Annotated in this window: 19 protein-coding genes and 1 pseudogene; 8 read left to right on the top strand and 12 right to left on the bottom strand. The window is 70.4% G+C overall.

Translation table 11 applies throughout. The annotated features are described in order from the left end of the window. Positions 1-2 precede the first annotated feature (2 nt). Complete coding sequence (locus tag FPT20_RS17980; RefSeq protein ID WP_442786507.1) at positions 3-830, bottom strand: PP2C family protein-serine/threonine phosphatase; 828 nt, start codon at positions 828-830, stop codon at positions 3-5. Beyond that, positions 810-1,184: pseudogene (locus FPT20_RS17975) on the bottom strand (winged helix-turn-helix transcriptional regulator); the annotation flags it as partial. The gene FPT20_RS17980 and the pseudogene FPT20_RS17975, both read right to left, overlap by 21 nt. Before the next feature lie 92 nt (positions 1,185-1,276). Here FPT20_RS17975 and FPT20_RS10280 point away from each other — a divergent pair. Continuing rightward, positions 1,277-2,146 (top strand): SDR family oxidoreductase, encoded by an 870-nt coding sequence (locus FPT20_RS10280; RefSeq protein ID WP_158864977.1) that lies wholly within the window; start codon positions 1,277-1,279, stop codon positions 2,144-2,146. Positions 2,147-2,183: 37 nt separating this feature from the next. Here the strand turns inward: FPT20_RS10280 and FPT20_RS10275 are convergent, their stop codons facing one another. Together FPT20_RS10275 and fbaA are read right to left on the bottom strand one after the other, a co-directional pair. Further along, complete coding sequence (locus FPT20_RS10275) at positions 2,184-2,771, bottom strand: DUF6264 family protein (protein ID WP_158864975.1); 588 nt, start codon at positions 2,769-2,771, stop codon at positions 2,184-2,186. Positions 2,772-2,836: 65 nt separating this feature from the next. Beyond that, positions 2,837-3,865: a class II fructose-bisphosphate aldolase gene (gene fbaA, locus FPT20_RS10270; protein WP_158864973.1), complete on the bottom strand. Its 1,029-nt coding sequence runs from the start codon at positions 3,863-3,865 to the stop codon at positions 2,837-2,839. 177 nt (positions 3,866-4,042) lie between these two features. Here fbaA and glpX point away from each other — a divergent pair, with 177 nt between their 5' ends. Further along, positions 4,043-5,044, top strand: coding sequence for a class II fructose-bisphosphatase (gene glpX / locus FPT20_RS10265; protein WP_158864971.1), 1,002 nt, complete (start codon positions 4,043-4,045; stop codon positions 5,042-5,044). 28 nt (positions 5,045-5,072) lie between these two features. Here the strand turns inward: glpX and rmuC are convergent, their stop codons facing one another. Next, positions 5,073-6,491, bottom strand: a complete 1,419-nt coding sequence (rmuC, locus tag FPT20_RS10260) for a DNA recombination protein RmuC (protein WP_158864969.1) — start codon at positions 6,489-6,491, stop codon at positions 5,073-5,075. A 101-nt stretch (positions 6,492-6,592) separates the two neighbouring features. Then, positions 6,593-7,177 (bottom strand): exonuclease domain-containing protein, encoded by a 585-nt coding sequence (locus FPT20_RS10255; RefSeq protein WP_158864967.1) that lies wholly within the window; start codon positions 7,175-7,177, stop codon positions 6,593-6,595. Positions 7,178-7,333: 156 nt separating this feature from the next. Between FPT20_RS10255 and ychF the strand changes: the two genes are divergently transcribed. Continuing rightward, positions 7,334-8,407 (top strand): redox-regulated ATPase YchF, encoded by a 1,074-nt coding sequence (ychF, locus tag FPT20_RS10250; RefSeq protein ID WP_158864965.1) that lies wholly within the window; start codon positions 7,334-7,336, stop codon positions 8,405-8,407. A 289-nt stretch (positions 8,408-8,696) separates the two neighbouring features. On the opposite strand, the gene FPT20_RS10245 is transcribed toward ychF, so the two are convergent. Continuing rightward, positions 8,697-9,194, bottom strand: coding sequence for a DUF427 domain-containing protein (locus tag FPT20_RS10245; protein WP_158864963.1), 498 nt, complete (start codon positions 9,192-9,194; stop codon positions 8,697-8,699). A gap of 50 nt (positions 9,195-9,244) precedes the next feature. On the opposite strand from FPT20_RS10245, the gene FPT20_RS10240 reads away from it, so the two are divergent. The 3 genes from FPT20_RS10240 (at position 9,245) to FPT20_RS10230 (ending at position 12,510) form a co-directional block, all read left to right on the top strand. Beyond that, on the top strand, positions 9,245-9,832 hold the full coding sequence (locus FPT20_RS10240) for an LON peptidase substrate-binding domain-containing protein (protein WP_199246010.1): 588 nt from the start codon (positions 9,245-9,247) through the stop codon (positions 9,830-9,832). Positions 9,833-10,027: 195 nt separating this feature from the next. Next, complete coding sequence (locus tag FPT20_RS10235; RefSeq protein ID WP_158864961.1) at positions 10,028-10,783, top strand: glycosyltransferase family 2 protein; 756 nt, start codon at positions 10,028-10,030, stop codon at positions 10,781-10,783. Further along, positions 10,780-12,510, top strand: coding sequence for a DUF6798 domain-containing protein (locus FPT20_RS10230; protein WP_158864959.1), 1,731 nt, complete (start codon positions 10,780-10,782; stop codon positions 12,508-12,510). The genes FPT20_RS10235 and FPT20_RS10230 overlap by 4 nt, the downstream gene beginning before the upstream one ends. Positions 12,511-12,526: 16 nt before the next feature. Here FPT20_RS10230 and FPT20_RS10225 read toward each other — a convergent pair whose 3' ends face one another. From FPT20_RS10225 to FPT20_RS10205, 5 genes are all read right to left on the bottom strand, one after another. Continuing rightward, positions 12,527-13,108, bottom strand: coding sequence for a hypothetical protein (locus tag FPT20_RS10225; RefSeq protein WP_158864957.1), 582 nt, complete (start codon positions 13,106-13,108; stop codon positions 12,527-12,529). 211 nt (positions 13,109-13,319) lie between these two features. Next, positions 13,320-13,967 carry an alpha/beta hydrolase family protein gene (locus FPT20_RS10220; RefSeq protein ID WP_158864955.1) on the bottom strand — a complete coding sequence of 216 codons (648 nt, stop codon included), beginning with the start codon at positions 13,965-13,967 and terminating at the stop codon, positions 13,320-13,322. A gap of 49 nt (positions 13,968-14,016) precedes the next feature. Beyond that, complete coding sequence (locus FPT20_RS10215; protein WP_158864953.1) at positions 14,017-14,706, bottom strand: MgtC/SapB family protein; 690 nt, start codon at positions 14,704-14,706, stop codon at positions 14,017-14,019. Between the two features lie 9 nt (positions 14,707-14,715). After that, a complete protein-coding gene (locus FPT20_RS10210) occupies positions 14,716-16,083 on the bottom strand; it encodes an MFS transporter (RefSeq protein ID WP_158864951.1) in 1,368 nt (455 codons plus the stop codon). 62 nt (positions 16,084-16,145) lie between these two features. Then, the gene (locus FPT20_RS10205; protein WP_158864949.1) at positions 16,146-16,391 is read right to left on the bottom strand and encodes a hypothetical protein; all 246 of its coding nucleotides are present in this window, start codon (positions 16,389-16,391) and stop codon (positions 16,146-16,148) included. Between the two features lie 77 nt (positions 16,392-16,468). Between FPT20_RS10205 and FPT20_RS10200 the strand changes: the two genes are divergently transcribed. Both FPT20_RS10200 and FPT20_RS10195 read left to right on the top strand, forming a co-directional pair. Then, positions 16,469-16,834, top strand: coding sequence for a DUF7882 family protein (locus FPT20_RS10200; RefSeq protein WP_158864947.1), 366 nt, complete (start codon positions 16,469-16,471; stop codon positions 16,832-16,834). Next, complete coding sequence (locus FPT20_RS10195; RefSeq protein ID WP_158864945.1) at positions 16,834-17,160, top strand: DUF7882 family protein; 327 nt, start codon at positions 16,834-16,836, stop codon at positions 17,158-17,160. The genes FPT20_RS10200 and FPT20_RS10195 overlap by 1 nt, the downstream gene beginning before the upstream one ends. The last annotated feature ends 12 nt before the right edge of the window (positions 17,161-17,172 follow it).

Below are 17,172 nucleotides of genomic sequence, written 5' to 3'. Positions count from 1 at the left end.
GCCTAGAGCTCGCGCGACGATGCTGGGTCCGCAGCGGCGGAGCCTCCGAACGCCGGGGAGTATGCGGGAGCCTCCCTATGGGAGACAACATCGGCCACGACGACCGAGACGTTGTCGCGCGCGTCGTAACGGAGGGCTTCCGCGAGCAAGCGCTCGGCGGCTTCCTGTGCCGTCCCGCCGGTGAGCGCGTCTGCGATCACCGGTGGCGGCACGTAGTCGGTCAGCCCGTCGCTGGCGAGAAGCCAGCGGTCGCCCCTGCGGGCGGGAGCAGCGGTCAAGTGCACGGCGCGGGCATCGTCCGCCGCACCGCCGAGGACGTGCGTCACGACCGACCGGAGCGGGTGACGCCGCACGTCGGCCTCCTGGAGTGCGCCCGAGGAGACCAGCTCCTGCACGAGCGAGTCGTCGCGGGTGACGAGCTCAAGCTTCCCGGAGCGGAGGCGGTACGCCCGGGAATCGCCGGTGTGCGCCACGAAGGTCTGCTTACCGTCGGAGAAGAGACCGACCAGCGTCGTCGCCATGCCGTCGAGGGAGGGGTCGAATCGGGCCCGCAGAGCGAGATCGGCGTTGGCGACCGCGATGAGCTCGCGCAGCCGCTCCTCACCCGAGATCCGTCCCTCCGTCGCGTCGAGCATGGCGGCGAGCCGGATCGTCACCGTCGCCGAGGCGACCTCGCCGGCTGCGTGTCCGCCGACGCCGTCGGCGACGAACGCCGACCAGGGTGAGGTGTACACCGAGTCCTCGTTGCCCTCGCGGTGAACCCCCGTGGCGGAGGCGTGGCCGGTGACGAAGCCGAGCGGTGCCGGCGCGGCGTCGTTCGGGGCGAGGATGTCGTCGGCGTTCTCCGCGATCCACCGCATCAGGGGGAGGAGGTGCTCGGTGAGCTCTCGCCCCCGCTCGGTCAGGCTGTAGTCGACCCGGGGAGGGACGGTCGGCTGGGCGGTCCGCAGCACGAAGCCGTCCTTCTCGAGCGTCCGGAGCGTCTGAGCGAGCATCTTCTCGCTGATGCCCTGCACGGTGCGGCGCAGCTCGCCCCAGCGCAGCTCGCTCTGGGAGAGGGCGACGAGCACGAGCACACCCCAAGTGCTCGTGACGTGGTTCAGCACGATCCGACTCGGGCACGCGGACGGGAGCACGCCATCGGTGAAGCCGTAGCCGTTCAGGGAGCCGAAACCGTCTTGCATGTACGTAACTTACCGAAAAGTGGGTACCTCCCGCCGGGAAGGTTGTGGAGGCTCCCCGGGTTCGACCCGGTGACCGACCGAAAGGAACAACCATGACCATCGCCGTCACCGGGGCCACCGGCCAGCTCGGACGCCTCGTCGTCGACCACCTGCTCGAGCGGGGCGTTCCCGCCTCCCGGATCCGCGCCCTCGGCCGATCCGCGGACCGGCTCGCCTCTCTCGCCTCCCTCGGTGTGGAGACGGCCGTGATCGACTTCGAGCGGCCCGAGACGCTCCTCCGCGCGTTCGAAGGCGCCGACGAGCTGCTTCTCGTCTCCGGTTCGGAGGTCGGCAACCGCATCCCGCAGCATCGCAACGCCATCGAGGCGGCCGTGGCCGCCGGGGTGGGCAGGATCGTGTACACGAGCGCGCCGCACGCGACCGACACGGACCTCGTCCTCGCGCCGGAGCACGCCGAGACCGAGCGGCTGCTGGCTGCTTCGGGCCTCCCCGTGACCATCCTCCGGAACAACTGGTACACGGAGAACTACGTCGGGCAGCTCGATACCGCTGCCGCGACCGGTGAGGTCGTCTCGAGCACCGGCGACGGGCGGGTGGCCAGCGCCTCCCGCAAGGACTATGCGGAGGCCGCGGCCGTCGTGCTCACGACGCCCGGGCACGAGGGCGCGGTCTACGAGCTCGCGGGCGACGCGGCCTGGACGTTCGCCGACCTCGCCGACGCTCTCTCGGCGCTCGTCGGACGCCCGGTGGTCCATCGGTCGGTGACGCCGGAGGAGCACGCGGAGATCCTCCGGGGCGCCGGTCTCGACGAGGCAACGGTTGGCTTCGTCGTCGCCCTCGACGGCAACATCCGGGAGGGCGCGCTCGCCGACACGGACGGCACGCTCAGCCGCCTGCTCGGGCGGCCGACGACACCGCTCGCGGACGGCCTCGCCGAGGCGCGGGACCGAGCCGCGGCCTGAGCGACGGTCGAGGTCGCCGGCCGCTGCCGCCGGCCCGCTAGGGTGTGGTCGGCGGCACCGTCCCCTGCCGGTACAGCTCCATCAGGGTGGGGTCGGACGCCGCGACGAGACCGGTCAGCGCGATGACGAGCACGAAGGCGAGCACGCCGGCGATCAGGGGAACGTAGAACGCCAGCCGGCGTCGCGCGAGGAGCGTGACCGAGATCGCCGTCGAGACGATCCAGATGAGGGCCATCGCGATCGATCCGGCCGTCACGATGGCGCCGACGTATCCGGGCGGCGAGTAGCTTCCGAGGTGGTTCTGCGTGTACAGGAACTGGATGGAGGGAACCACGGCCTGGAAGAGGATCACCGAGTACGACATCCCGAAGAAGCCGAACACGATCAGCAGGATCGTGAGCGTGAGGTTCCAGTTACCCGTCGATCCGGTCACGGGCGGCCGGGCTCCCGTCGCACCCGGGTGCGCCGGCGGATAGTCCGGTCCGGCCGGCGCCGAGTCGGGCAGCGGCCGGTCGGTGTCGAGGCGGTGCTGATCCGCCGGGGGACGCCACACCCATCCCGGAGGCGCGAGCTCCCCGTACTGCGGCCGCGGCCGGTCGTTCGGCTGCGGTTGCTCGTCGGCCATCAGGCCGCCCCCTCTTCTGTCGCCCCTGGGCGGGTGGCGGCGGGGGTCCCCGCCGCCACCGTCGACTACTTGCCCGAGTGTCCGGCGGATCCCAGCTGCTGGGTCGCCTCGATGACGCGCTTCGCCATGGCGGACTCGGCCACCTTGCCCCACGCGCGCGGGTCGTAGAGCTTCTTGTTGCCGACCTCGCCGTCGACCTTGAGCACGCCGTCGTAGTTCTGGAACATGTAGCCCGCGATGGAGCGGGTGAACGCGTACTGGGTGTCCGTGTCGATGTTCATCTTCACGACACCGTTGCGGACGGCCTCGGCGATCTCCTCGTCGGTCGACCCGGACCCGCCGTGGAAGACCAGGTCGAGCGGCTTCGGACCCGTGCCGTACTTGGCCGCGAGGCCGTCCTGGATCTCCTTGAGGAGCTCCGGGCGCAGCTTCACGTTGCCCGGCTTGTAGACGCCGTGCACGTTGCCGAAGGTCAGGGCGGCCATGTAGCGGCCGTTCTCGCCCAGGCCGAGGGCCTCGACCGCCTGCTCGACATCGCCGAGGGTGGTGTAGAGCGCCTCGTTCGACCCTTCGTGGCGGACGCCGTCCTCCTCGCCGCCGACGACGCCGATCTCGACCTCGAGGATGGCGTTGATGGCCTTCGTCCGCTTGATCATGTCCTTCGCGATCTCGAGGTTCTCGGCGAGCGGAACCGCGGAGCCGTCCCACATGTGGGACTGGAAGATCGGGTTGCGCCCGGCCTTCACCTCCTCCTCGGAGGCGGCGATGAGCGGGAGCACGAAGTCCTCGAGCGCGTTCTTCGGGCAGTGGTCGGTGTGCAGGGCGACGGTGATGGGGTAGTTCTTCGCGACCTCCGTGGCGAATCGGGCGAACGCGAGCGCACCGGTCGCCCGGGCCTTGACGGACTGGCCGGCGAAGTAGTCGGCGCCCCCGGTCGTGACCTGGATGATGCCGTCGCTGCCGGCCTCGGTCAGACCCTGCAGGACGGCGTTGATCGTCTGCGACGACGAAACGTTGAACGCGGGGTAGGCGAAGCCGCCGGCCTTCGCTCTGTCGAGCATCTCTGCGTACTGGTCCGGCGTGGCGATGGGCATTGCAGCTCCTTGGGATCGGGGTGTCGAACGCGTTCATCATACCGACGCCGCCTCGGGCGGCCGGGGGCCGGTCCGGGCTGCTCCGACCGTCCGTGGCGCGGAATCCATGCGCCGATACACTGGCTGCGAAGCCGTCAGGCCGGCGGCGATGTCGAATTCCGTCCGGGAGGACCCACCATGACCAGCACCGACACCGCGACACTGTTCCTGCACCCGGACCGGAACCTGGCGATGGAGCTGGTGAGGGCGACGGAGGCGGCGGCGATCCGGGCGACGCCGTGGATCGGCCGCGGCGACAAGAACGCGGCCGACGGCGCGGCGGTCGATGCGATGCGCAAGTTCCTCGGGACGGTGAACTTCGACGGCCTCATCGTCATCGGCGAGGGCGAGAAGGACAACGCCCCGATGCTGTTCAACGGGGAGCACGTCGGCAATGGCCGCGGTCCGGCCTGCGACATCGCGGTGGACCCGATCGACGGCACCTCGCTCACGGCGGCCGGCCGCCAGAACGCGCTCTCGGTGATCGCGGTGTCCGATCGGGGGACGATGCTCGACGCATCCAGCGTCTTCTACATGTCGAAGATCGTGACCGGCCCCGAGGGTCGCGGCGTGGTCGACCTGTCTCAGCCGATCGGTGAGAACATCCGCGAGCTCGCGAAGGCGAAGGGCAAGCCGGTCGGGGAGATCCGCGTGGCCGTGCTGGACCGCCCGCGGCACGAGGGCCTGATCGAGGAGATCCGCGCGGCCGGGGCGGGCACGCGACTGCTGCTGGACGGGGATGTCGCGGGCGGCATCAACGCCGCCCGGTACGAGTCGCGCATCGACATGTGCGTGGGCATCGGGGGCAGCCCGGAGGGGATCACGACGGCGGCGGCGATCAAGGCGCTCGGCGGATTCATGCAGGGAAAGCTGGCGCCGAAGGACGACGCCGAGCGCGCTCAGGGCGAGGCGGCCGGGCTGGACATGGACCGCATCTATGACGCGGACGACCTGGTGAAGGGCGACAACACGTTCTTCGTCGCGACCGGTGTGACCGACGGCGGCTTGGTGGAGGGCGTGCGCCGGAAGGGTCCGATCATCCGCACCGAGTCGATCGTGCTCCGCTCGAAGTCGGGAACCATCCGTCGCGTGGTCGCCGACCACCTCGCCGAGAAGTGGCTGTCGCCCGACCAGCTCTGATCGGGCGACCGATCCGGCTCTGATCGAGTCAGGCGGACTCGCGCTCGTCCTCGCCGTCGGAGGCGGAGCCTTCACGGGACGCCTTGGCGCGGGCGACCTCGTCGAGGGCGAGCTTGTCGATGCCGTGCATGTCGCGCGGCTCGAGCTCGCTGACGAGCTCGTACGCGGTCAGCTCGCGGGGCGCCTCCTCGATGCCTTCGATCACGCCGATGACCTTGGACTCGTCGAGCGCGTTGAGCTTGCGCGCCGCCGGGAAGACCTGGCGCTCGAGCGAGCCGACGAAGCCGTTGTAGTCCTTGACGGTGCGCTCGAGCGACCGGCCGAGCTTCTCGATGTGGGAGGCGGTCGTCGAGAGACGCGTGTAGAGCGTGCGACTCAGGTCGAACAGCTGCTTGGCCTCCTGCGTGAGCACATCCTGCTGCCAGCTGAACGCGACCGTCTTGAGCACCGACCAGAGGGTGACCGGCGAGGCGAGGGCGACCCGCTTCCCGAAGGCGAACTCCATGATCGACGGGTCGGCCTCGAGCGCCGACGAGACCAGCGACTCGCTCGGGATGAAGGCGATGACGAGCTCGGGGGAGGAGTCGAGGCCGGTCCAGTAGGCCTTGCTGCCGAGCGTCGTGATGTGGTCGCGCACCGCCTTGACGTGCTGCTTGAGGAGCGCGGTGCGCTGCGCGGCTTCGGACCCCGTCGCGGTCGCCGGGATCTGGCTCGCCTCGAGGTAGGCGTTGAACGGCACCTTCGCGTCGAGCGCGATGCTCTTGCCGCCCGGGAGGTGCACGATCATGTCGGGACGGCCCGCGCCGGAGTCCGACGTGATGCTCGACTGGACGTCGAAGTCGACGCGCTCGATGAGGCCCGCCGCCTCGACGACGCTGCGGAGCTGGGCCTCGCCCCACACGCCGCGGGTGCTGTTCGAACGGAGCGCGGACGCCAGCGCCTCGGCCGTGCTGCGGAGCCTCTCCTCGGATTCGGCAGCCGTGCGGAGCTGCTGGGTCAGCTGACCGTGCTGCTGGTTCCGCTGCTGCTCGAGCTCGACCACCTTGCGCTGCATGTCGGTCAGGCTCTCGCGCACGGGGGCGAGGGCCTGCAGTACCTTGCTCTCGGCGCGTTCGCGCTGCTGCTGCGCCTCCAGCTCGGCCCGGTGGCGCTCGACGGTCTCTCGCTGCAGCTGCTGCGCATCACGGAGCTGGGCCTGAAGCGCATCGACGCGGGCGGACGCGGCGGCGAGGTCGGCGCGGATCTCGGCCTGCACAGCTGCCTCAGCAGCCCGCACCTCGGCGAGTTCGGCCGCGTGCCGGGCCGCGACGACCGCCGGGTCGATGGCCGGCTCGGCGGGCTCGGCCGCGGACCGGGAGCGCAGCAGCGCGACGACGGCGAGACCGGCGCCCGCGGCACCGACGACGAGGCCGATCAGGAGGCCGAGGAGCAGGGCGAGGATGTCCATGCGGTCAGTCTGTCAGGGGCCGCCGACACTGCCCGGACGCGCGCCGCGGGCCCTCCGAACGCGCGGGGTCGGACTGGCCGGAGAACTCGGGGGAGGAGTGGTCAGGCCGCGAACGCGGGCGCGCCGATGCGGCCGAGGCGTGCGCCCGTCAGCGCCGCGAGATCGGCGACCGTGGCGGCCTCGTGACGCTTCGCGGCGTGGATGACGATCGCGGCGCAGGCCTCCGCGTCGGCGAGCGCGTCGTGGTGGTGGAAGTCGTCGAAGCCGGCGGCCATCGCCGCGACCGGGAGCCGGTACGACTCCAGGTGGTAGGTGCGGCGCGCGACCTGGAGGCTGCACAGATACGCGTACTCCGGGCACGACACCATCGTCGCCGCGCACGCGGCGCGGATCACGCCCATGTCGAAGCCCGCGTTGTGCGCCACCAGGTGGTCGTCCTCGGCGAACTCGACCAGGTCGGCGAGCTGCTCGACCCACCCCATCGCCCCGACGACGTCCTGCGGCTGAATGCCGTGGATGCGGACATTCCATTCCTGGAACTGGTCGTGACCGGGCGGCGGCTGGATCAGCCAGCCCGCGCGGTCCACCACCTTGCCGTCCCTCACCTTGATCAACCCGACCGAGCACGCCGACGCGGCGGAGGAGTTCGCGGTCTCGAAGTCGATGGCGGTGAAATCCAGTGGCACGCCGTCATGCTGACACGCTCCACCGACGGTGCCCGCGAGGAGGGCCCGCGCGTCCCCGATCCGGCGCTCGCGGCTGCCGCGACCGCCTCCCTCCCGACCTACCCCCGGTCCCTGGCGCCCCGGTGCTCACCGGGCGCCCCCGTAGAATGGACGACCGTGGCTCTCACTATCGGTATCGTCGGCCTGCCCAACGTGGGCAAGTCCACCCTGTTCAACGCACTGACGAAGAACGACGCTCTGGCGGCGAACTACCCGTTCGCGACCATCGAGCCCAACGTCGGCGTGGTGAACCTGCCGGACCCGCGGCTCGACAAGCTGGCGGAGCTGTTCCACAGTGAGCGCGTCGTTCCGGCCCCCGTCTCCTTCGTCGACATCGCCGGCATCGTCAAGGGAGCGAGCGAGGGGGAGGGCCTCGGCAACAAGTTCCTCGCCAACATCCGCGAGGCCGACGCCATCGCCCAGGTCGTCCGGGGCTTCAGCGACAGCGATGTGGTGCACGTCGCGGGCAAGACCGACCCGGCAGGCGACATGGAGACGATCAACACCGAGCTGATCCTCGCCGACCTGCAGACCCTCGAGAAGGCCGAGCAGCGCTACGAGAAGGAGGTCAAGGGCCGCAAGCTCGAGCCGGTCGTCCTCGAGACCGCTCGCGCCGCGATCGAGTACCTCAACGCGGGGAAGCCGCTGTCCACCTCCAGCATCGACCTCGAGCCGGTGAAGGAGCTCGGCCTCCTGACCGCGAAGCCCTTCATCTACGTCTTCAACGTCGACGAGGAGGTGCTCACCGACGAGAGCCGCCGCGCCGAGCTCGCCGCGCTCGTGGCGCCCGCTCAGGCCGTCTTCCTCGACGCCAAGCTCGAGTCCGAGCTCATCGACCTCGACGCGGACGACGCGGCCGAGCTCCTCGCCTCCACCGGTCAGGAGGAGTCGGGCCTCGACCAGCTCGCGCGCATCGGCTTCGACACGCTCGGGCTCCAGACCTACCTGACCGCCGGCCCCAAGGAGTCGCGCGCCTGGACCATCCACAAGGGGTGGAAGGCCCCGCAGGCGGCCGGCGTGATCCACACCGACTTCGAAAAGGGCTTCATCAAGGCCGAGGTCATCTCATTCGACGACCTGATGGAGGCGGGCAGCGTCGCCGAGGCCCGCTCCCGCGGCAAGGCGCGCATGGAGGGCAAGGACTACGTCATGCAGGACGGGGACGTGGTGGAGTTCCGGTTCAACGTTTAGCTCGCACCACGCCGAGTCGCGTCTTTGAGAAGAGGCGGTTCGTCAGAGGGCCCGTGTCGGGGGTCGGGATGCGAGGAGTGCTCGACCACGTCCTGGGGTCCGGGCGCGTCGGTTACGGAGGAGAGTTCACTCTCGAAGCGCGCGCTTCGCCTCCCCTAACCGTCTCATTGCGGCGTGTTGGAGCGGAACTCCTCCCGAAGCCGCGCGCGACGAGGTCGAGCTCCTTCACCGTTACGCACCTTGCGCGACGTAGCGGAGTTCGGCTCCACCGTGTGGGTATCCCCGGCGCTCACCAGCCGTGTGACCCGGGCGACCCCTTGAAGGGCCCGACGACGGCGCTCGTGATCCAGCCGCCGTAGAAGCCTCCGGGCTGCGGCGTGACGACCTCGCCGTCGACCGTGCACTCGTCCATCTGCTGGGCGTAGACGGCGACGCGGTCTCGGAGAAGCTCGAACCCGGGCGACGGATGCGGGTAGTTCCACGCGGCACCGGACCGCACCTCGCCTCCCCCGCGAACGTCGAGATATCGTGCGGTGCCCTTGAACTCGCAGAACGACGAACCGTCGGCGTCGACCAGCGCGCCGGGCGCGAAGTCGGCTATCGGGAGGTAGTAGACCGGCGGATGGCTGGTCTCGAGCACCCGGACGACGTCCCGGGTGTCGATGATGAGCTGCCCGCCCAGACGGATCGTGACCGGCGCGGCGACGCGCTCGATGCGCGGCGGCCGCGGGTAGTCCCACACAGACTCCTGTCCGGGTCCTGGGGTCTCGGGGCGCGGTCGGGGCACCTGTTCACTCTATGCCCGCGGTGCTTGACTGGAGTATGGCCGCCTCACCGATGTTCCCGCTCGGATCAGTGCTGTTCCCCAGCGTGCTCATTCCGCTTCGGGTGTTCGAGCCCCGGTATCTCACGATGGTCGGCCGGTTGCTCGACGAGGTCGAACCGGGGTTCGAGTTCGGCGTCGTCCTCATCGAGCGGGGACCAGAAGCCGGGGGTGGCGACCAGCGCGCCTCGGTCGGGACGATGGCGCGCCTTGTGAGCGCCGCCGCGGGAGCCGACGATCTGCTCATCGTGGGCGCGGGGACCCGGCGGTTCACGGTCGAGCGCTGGCTTGACGACGACCCGTATCCCCGGGCCGAGCTCTCGATGCTGCCGGACCTGGAGTGGTCGGAGGCGCTCGCGCCCCTGCGGACCGAGGCCGAAGCGGTTGTCCGCCGCGTGATCGCCCGCGTCGCTGAGCCGCAGTCGGACGCCGGAATCGAGCTGTCGGACGATCCCGTCGCAGCCGTGTGGCAACTGGCGGCGATCGCCCCGCTGGGCGAGTACGACAGGTACACCCTGCTGAGGTCGACATCGATGGGAGGTCTCCTGCGTCAGATGATCGATCTGGTCCTCGAGGCCGAGGAGCTCTGGTCCGCCGAATGAGGCGTCGGACCACCGTCCACCACCGCTGGTCCGTTCGTCCGCGAGGAGCCCGCGTCGTCGCCGCGAGGCTCGGATGGCCCACGCGCGGCGTGGTATAGGGGCACGGTTCTACCCCTATAGGATGTCCCAGGCTGCTCACACGTTCCCGTTGTGTGCCCAATCCGGAGCAGCCAGTCCTGCTGGAGCTCTCGTCCTATGAATGATCACCCGTGGAACCGCCACGTCGGCCTCTCGATCGTCATCCCGCTGCACAACAGCTCGATGGTCCTCGCCCGCACCATCGAGCGCTGGCTCGCGTACCTCTCCCACGGCCGGACCGAGATCATCCTCGTCGAGAACGGCTCCACCGACCTCACCTGGCCGCTGGCGCAGGAGCTGGCCAAGGACACCCCTCACGTCCGGTTCCGCCTCGCTCAGTCGGAGAAGGGCATGGGCAACGCGCTGCGGGTCGGCATCGAGATGTCGACCGCGCCGCTCGTGCTCCTCACTGCTGACGACCTCCCCTTCGACTTCACCGATGTCGACGAAGCGAGGAAGCTCGACCCGCGGCCCCACATCATCATCGGATCGAAGGCGCACCCCGGCTCCCAGATCAACCGTCACGTCCACCGCCACCTGTACACCTACGGCTATCGCGTGTTCCGGCGCGCCCTCCTGGGCTCGGAGGTCGGCGACTCGCAGGGCACCATCATCGCCGACGGCGACTGGCTCCGTGAGAACGTGTCGCTCTTCACCGAGCCCGGCTTCCTGTTCACGACCCAGCTCATCTACGCCGCGGAACTCCAGGGGCTCTCGATCGCCGAGGTCCCGGTCGTGCTGTCGAAGGACCACGCACCGAAGCCGTCGACGGTCCGGATCTCGGACGCCTGGGACATGGGGGTCGGCCTGCTGCGCCTGCGCCGTGCCCGGCGCGCCCTGAGCGTCCAGCAGAGCCCCGAGGTGGTTGCGTGAAGGCCGCTCCGTGGATGACCACGACGGTCCGCTACATCCGTGGACCCCTGGGTCTCGCGATCAGCATGGCCGTCCTCCTCGGAACCCTCGAGGTGTGGGGCAACCAGGCGGCCGGGTACATCGCCGGGTGGGGCGACCACTTCGTGCTGTCCCCGGAGGGACTGAGCTGGGCGATCCCCGGCGCCTTCGCGAACGACTGGTTCATGGAGAGCTCGCCGCAGCCCCACTGGTTCTTCGACATCGTCACCTATCTGGGACAGCTGTCGGGTCATCTGTCCACGGCGTACGCCCTGTTCTGGGCGGTCGGACTGCTCGCTTTCGGCGGCGCCACCGCTCTCATGGCCATGCTGGTCGCACGCCGTGCCGCGTGGCCTGTGGCCATCGGCTTCACCTTCCTCATCTCGCAGACGCCGTGGGAGATCGGCGGCACCGGTTCGCTCGTCATCGCGCAGGCGCTGCCGGCCGTGACGAGCGCGAGCCTGGTCTACCTCGCCGTGGCGGCTCTGCTCACCGATCGTCGCTGGCTGGCCGGGGTGGTGTCCGTGCTCGTCGCCATCGTCCACGTTCAGGAAGGCGCCGTGATCGCGATCATCCTGGGCGCGTTCACCGTCCTCGACGTGGTCCGCACCCGGCGCATCGACTGGCGCCTCGTCGGGGCGATCGCGGTGACCACTGCTTTCGTCATCTTCGGTCTGCTGTTCCGGCCGGTGGCCTCCAACCTTCACGACTTCGTCGAGATCTGCGACACGGTCATCCCGTACCACTGCGCCGCGCATCTCTGGTCGGCCCCTGAACTGATGTCGACGGTCGGCCTCATCGTGCTCGCGGCGCTGTCCGTCTTCCTGCTGCCGCGACGTCTGCGGCTCGCCTGGCTGGTCACCGTCGGGCTCGCCATCGCGGGCTACGGGCTCGGTTTCGCCGCGGATGCGCTGAGCGTCCCCGTGCTCGGTCCGCTCGCGCAGGGCGTCAACGTGTACCGGCTCGGCGTTGTGCTGCTCCCGTTCGCGATCTGGGGGGCTCTGCTGCCCCTCCTGAAGCCCGAGCTCACGCGGTGGAGCATCGTCCGCCTCATCCTCTGGGCGCTGGCGCTCGCCGGATTCCTCACGAGCCCCTTCCGCTACGTCATGGGAGTCACGAGCCCGCTCTTCCTGGCTGTCATCGCGATCATCGCGGCGTCGGCGATCCTCGGTGTCCGCTACCGGCGACGCGTCAGCCGTCCCTTCATCATGGGTCTCTCGGCGTTCCTCCTCGGGCTGCTGTTCGTCTTCACGGCGGCGGGCAGCGGGGCGATCACGATCAAGCGGCCGGACTTCCGGTTCATCAGCAATCAGGCGCTCATCCAGTGGGGCGATCAGGTGCGGGCGGCCGTCCCGGCCGGCAAGGTGATCGTGTCGTCGCCCCGCAACGAGTGGACGAAACTCGTCACCCAGCGGGCCGTCGTCGTCGACTGCAAGGACGTCCCGTACGGCGGCAAGCCTTGGCGGGAGTGGAAGAAGCGCATCGGAGACCTCGGCGGCCTCAGTCAGTGCGTCGCCCCGGGGCCCCTCCTCTACAACACGCTGTCGGCCAGTCGTTTGATCAGCATCGCCGACGAGTACCACTCCGACTTCATCACGGTCGACCCCACCCTCACAGAGACGGCGGACGCGATGAAGGCGAAGGGCTGGCACCTCCTCGTGCAGCCGGTCGGGACCGCGGGCGTCTTCGTCTTCGGGCGATCCAGCTGAGGTCCGTTCGGGTCGGTTACGGCTCGTTCGTCAGCGGCGGGAATCCGATGTCGGTGCGCAGCCAGATCCAGCTGCCCTGTGCGCTGCTCCGGATGAGCTCGGCGGTGAGGGTCTCGCCCGGCGGGATCGGCGCGGAGCCGATGCGGACTCTCGTGACCGCCTGATCGTTCAACGTCACCGTCTGCGGTGCGCCCCCGACGGAGACCTGGGCAGTGAGTTCCGCACCCGGGTCGAGGAAGAACGGGAGCACGATCCACTCGATGAGGTAGGCGCTGGTCGCCTGAATGCCGAAGTCGGCGGGTGTGAACCGGACGGTGACGCGGAACCAGTCGGGCGGTTGCCCGGTGTGGACGTCCCAGGAGTAGAAGAACGCCGGGTTGAGGTTCGGCGCGAACAGGGTGTCGCCCGTCGCTGCACCCGACGGGAGCGTGAGGTCGGCTCCCGTGCCCAGGCTGTGGAACAGATGGCCGGCGTCGATCGAGACGATGGTGCGAGGGAACACCGGGGTCTGCGGGCCGAGCGCCTCGAGCCGCGCGGCGAAGTCGGCGAGTTCTGAACGGGAGGGACGGCCGCCGTCCGAAGGAGTGATGGGGTTCATGGCGCCGAACGATACGCCGGAGCGGGCTGTTTGGGGCCGGGGATCTCGGGGAGGGAGGAGGTGCGGGTCGACACGCCGGGGTGCGGCGGGGAAGGAGGGCGGTTCAGGCGGCGCGAGCGCGGATGCCCTCCGTTCGCGAAGCGGTGACGGGGGAGGAGGGCGCCGGAACGGTGTCGGAGGCGGCCATCTGGGTGGGCGGGTTCCACCGGGCTCACACCACCGCGGCGACGAAGTCGGCGACCGCTCGGGTGACGAGGTCGAGCGCCTCCTGCTGGGGCACGGCAGAGGAGGCGAGCACCTTCATCCCGTGGTCCGCCCCCGGGACGGGGACGACGCGGATCCCGGAGCGACCGGCCGCCTCCCTCGCCACGGTGTCTGCGCTGCCGAAAGTGTCCCGTTCTCCCTGGAGCACCAGCACCGGGACGGTGGGCGTGAGCAACTCCTCGAGACGCGACTTCTCCGGTCGGCCGGGCGGGTGCAGCGGGAAGGCGAGGCAGACGACCGCGGCGGCGTCCACCTGGGCCGCGGTGCGGCAGGCGACACGCGCCCCGGCGCTCCGGCCCCCGGCGACCAGCGGGGCGTCTCCGATCAGCTCGCGGACGCGGGGAGCCGTCTCGACCCAGGCCTCGTCGAGCGTCGCCGGACGAGCGGCGACACGGCGGCAGGCCACGCGCCAGGGCTGCTCGTAGCGCACCACGCTGATCCCGCGCGCCGGGAGCCCAGCGGCCAGCTCCGCCAGATCGCGTGCCTCGATGCCGCCGCCCGCGCCGTGCCCCAGCCACAGCCCGGCGATCGGCCGCGTCGCGGGGGAGACCACCAGACGGCCGTCACCGTGAGAGGTCGCCACCACCACCTGCATCCCCCGAATCTACCCGGCGCGGTGTGCTCCCCGGTGATGCGCCGATGCATCAGCGGGGAGCCGGGTCTCCGACCCGCACGGCCGTCACCCCGTCCAGCCCCGCCACCTCGGTCGCGAGCCGCTCCGTGTCCGTGCGCCGCCCGCGGATCCGCAGCGTCAGCTCGAGGTCCGCGCCGCCCGCCGCCCGCGCGACCTGGTCGATCCGCGTCCGGAGTCCCGATCCCGCGCAGTGCTCGAGCACGGCCTGAAGAGCGCCCGAGTCGCGGGCCGCTCGCACAGTGAGGGTCGCGCCCGCGGTGCGACGGAGCACGCGCTCCGCCATCGGCATGGTTCCCACTGCGATGAGTTGGAGGACGGTGCCCGCGACGGCCAGCAGCGGCAGACCCGCCCCGCACGCCATGCCGATGCCGGCCGCGACCCAGACCGACGCCGCGGTGGTCAGACCGACGACGTTGCCGCGGTTGACGAAGATGACGCCCGCGCCCAGGAAGCCGATGCCGGTCACCACCTGCGCGGCGATCCGGCCGGGATCGCTCGGCGCGAACCCGAGCGAGACGAATCCGTAGGCCGAGATGAGCGTGAACAGCGCCGAGCCGACGCCGACCAGGATGTGCGTCCGCAGGCCGGCGCTCTTCAGCCGGCTCTCGCGCTCGATGCCGATGATGCCGGTCAGCACGAACGCCAGGCCGAGCAGCAGCAGCTGCGTGCCGAGTGCGCCGCCTCCCAGCCAGAGCTCCATGCGCGGAGTCTACGAGCGCGCAGCCGCCGTGGCACCGGCCGTCCCGTCGCGGCCACCGGGGCGGACGAGGACGAGAAGGGCGAGATGGACGATGGCCAGGCCGGTGGCGACGACGACAGCGGTGGTCCACTGCGCGGGAGTCGTACCTCCCGTGAAGAGCAGTCCGAGAACAGTGGTCGCGACGATCGCGCCGACGTAGCGCGAGGTCTGGAAGATCCCGGCGGCGACGCCGCTCTCCTCCGGGCGGGCCGAGGCATAGAGCGCCTGGTTCATGGCGATGCTCACGACGCAGTACGGGATGCCGAGTGCCGCCGTGAGCAGCAGGATCACCCAGGCCGCCGTCGTCGCCGCGGCGAAGATGAGCAGTGCGGCCCCGATGACGAGAGCGACCGCGCCGGCGAGGAGCGTCGGACGCAGCCCGACGCCCTCGATTGAGCGCGCGGCGAGCGGGGTGACCACGATCGTCACCGCGGCGAGGGGGAACATCAGGAGCCCGGCGATCCCGGCCGGGTAGCCGCCGTGCTCCTGGAGGAACTGGGGGAGACCGAAGAACGCCGAGTAGTACACGACGTTGAACAGCGCGAACGACAGGTACACGAGCATCAGGCGCCGGTTGCGGGCGAGAAGCCGGAGATCGAGGAACGGCACCCGGGCGCGCAGCTCGCGCCAGACGAAGAGCGCGCCGCACAGCACCGCGACGGGGAGGAGCCCCCACAGCGGTTGCGGCTTCAGGTCGAGGAGGAAGACGAGCAGTGCCGTGAGCGTGCCGATGAACAGCACGATGCCGGGGATGTCGGACTCGGCCAGGGTACGGCTGAGCGGTGTGCGCTCCCGTTCGGGGTCGCGCGGAGCGGCGAGCCGCACGCCCACGAAGGCGAGCAGCGCTATCGGCACGTTGACCCAGAAGATCGCCTGCCAGCCGAGGAACGTGAGCAGCACGCCCCCGAGGACCGGCCCGATCGCGGCCCCCGACGTGTTCGCGATCTGGATCCGCCCGAGCAGGCGCGGACTGCCGACGCCGGAGGAGGCCGCGATCGGTCGCAGCATCGAGATGGCCGAGGGGAACGCCGTCGCCGTCCCGATGGCGAGCGCGACCCTCCCGGCGCAGACCCCGGCGAACGAGCCAGCGAAGGGCGTGGCGACGCACGCCGCCGCGACGACGAGCATGCCGAACAGGAAGAGACGGCGCGGGCCGAACCGGTCGCCGAGGCGGCCCATCAGCGGCTGACCCGCCGCCGACGCGAGGTAGAACGAGGTGACGACCCAGGTGACGGTCGCCACGTCGACCCGGAACGAGTGCTGGAGGGGCACGAGCGCCACGGCGATCATCGACGAGTTGAGCGGATTGAGGAGGGTCCCGACGCTGAGCGCGGCCACGGCGGCTCCCGCGCGCGCGCGGCGGAGGGACGGGAGGGGTCACCCCTCCACGCTACCCGGGCTCAGTCGTCGAGGTCCGCGGTCGTCAGGGGAATGGTGGAGCGGTACGGGTAGGCCGGCATCGACGAGTACTCCTCGTCGTCGGCCAGCTCGTACACGTCGTAGGCGAGGGCGCCGGCGAACGTGGTGGCGACGCGGATCTCGCCCGGAGGACACCCTCCGATGAGCGGCACGACCACGACGCTGTCGAGGGTCCGGCCGTCCTCGTAGAGGAGGGCCGCTTTGATGGTTCGCGTGAGAGCGTCCATGGCCGGACTTTACGGCTTGCGGGCCGCGCGACTTGACGACGCGCGGCGGCACCGCGAAAGTGAGTGCGGGAGGACGCATGGGAACCCTGATCTACGACGGTGCGGACGGCTTCACGTTCGACGACCGGGTGCTGGCCCACCTGCAGGCGGTCATCTCCACGAAGCTGCGGCGCCGGGAGGGGTTCCTCCTGATCTGGAACGACCGCACGACGGCGCCGGGCGGAACGCTCCGCTCGATCTGGCTCGACCCCTCCATCTCGGTTCAGTTCGTGTTCTCGGGCTCGGACCTCCCCGAGCTGAACCGCGACTGGCTGACCATCCTCACCGAGCGGGCGAACAGCAACGGCGGGCTCCTCCTCGAGGACGCCCTGCGTGCCGAGATCCGCCAGGAGGTCCCGGAGGGCAGCTATCGAGCCAGCAGGGCGAGGAAGAAGGAGGCCTGATGGGCCGTCTCGTCTACGGCTTCAGCGGCCAGGAGTACGAGTTCGACGACCGCACCCTGTCGCACGTGAAGATGGCGATCGTGACGAAGCTCCGCCGGCACGAGAGCTTCCTGCTGAACTGGCAGATCCCCGCAGAGAACGGCGGCGGCCGGATGAGCCTCTGGATCAGCCGCGAGATCCCGATGGCGTTCGTCTTCTCGGGCAGCCGTCCGCCCAAGCTGAACGAGCGGTGGATGGAGGCGCTCCTCCACACCAGTCAGCGCACCGGCGGCATGGTGGTCATGTCGGAGGCGGACGCGGAGCGCGGCGCGTTCGAGGAGCGCTAGGCGGTCGAGCAG

Origin of the sequence: Leifsonia sp. AG29, assembly GCF_009765225.1 — a bacterium.
Lineage (GTDB): Bacteria > Actinomycetota > Actinomycetes > Actinomycetales > Microbacteriaceae > Leifsonia.
Note: the sequence above shows the minus strand (reverse complement) of the source record. Positions and strands in the feature narration are given on the sequence as shown.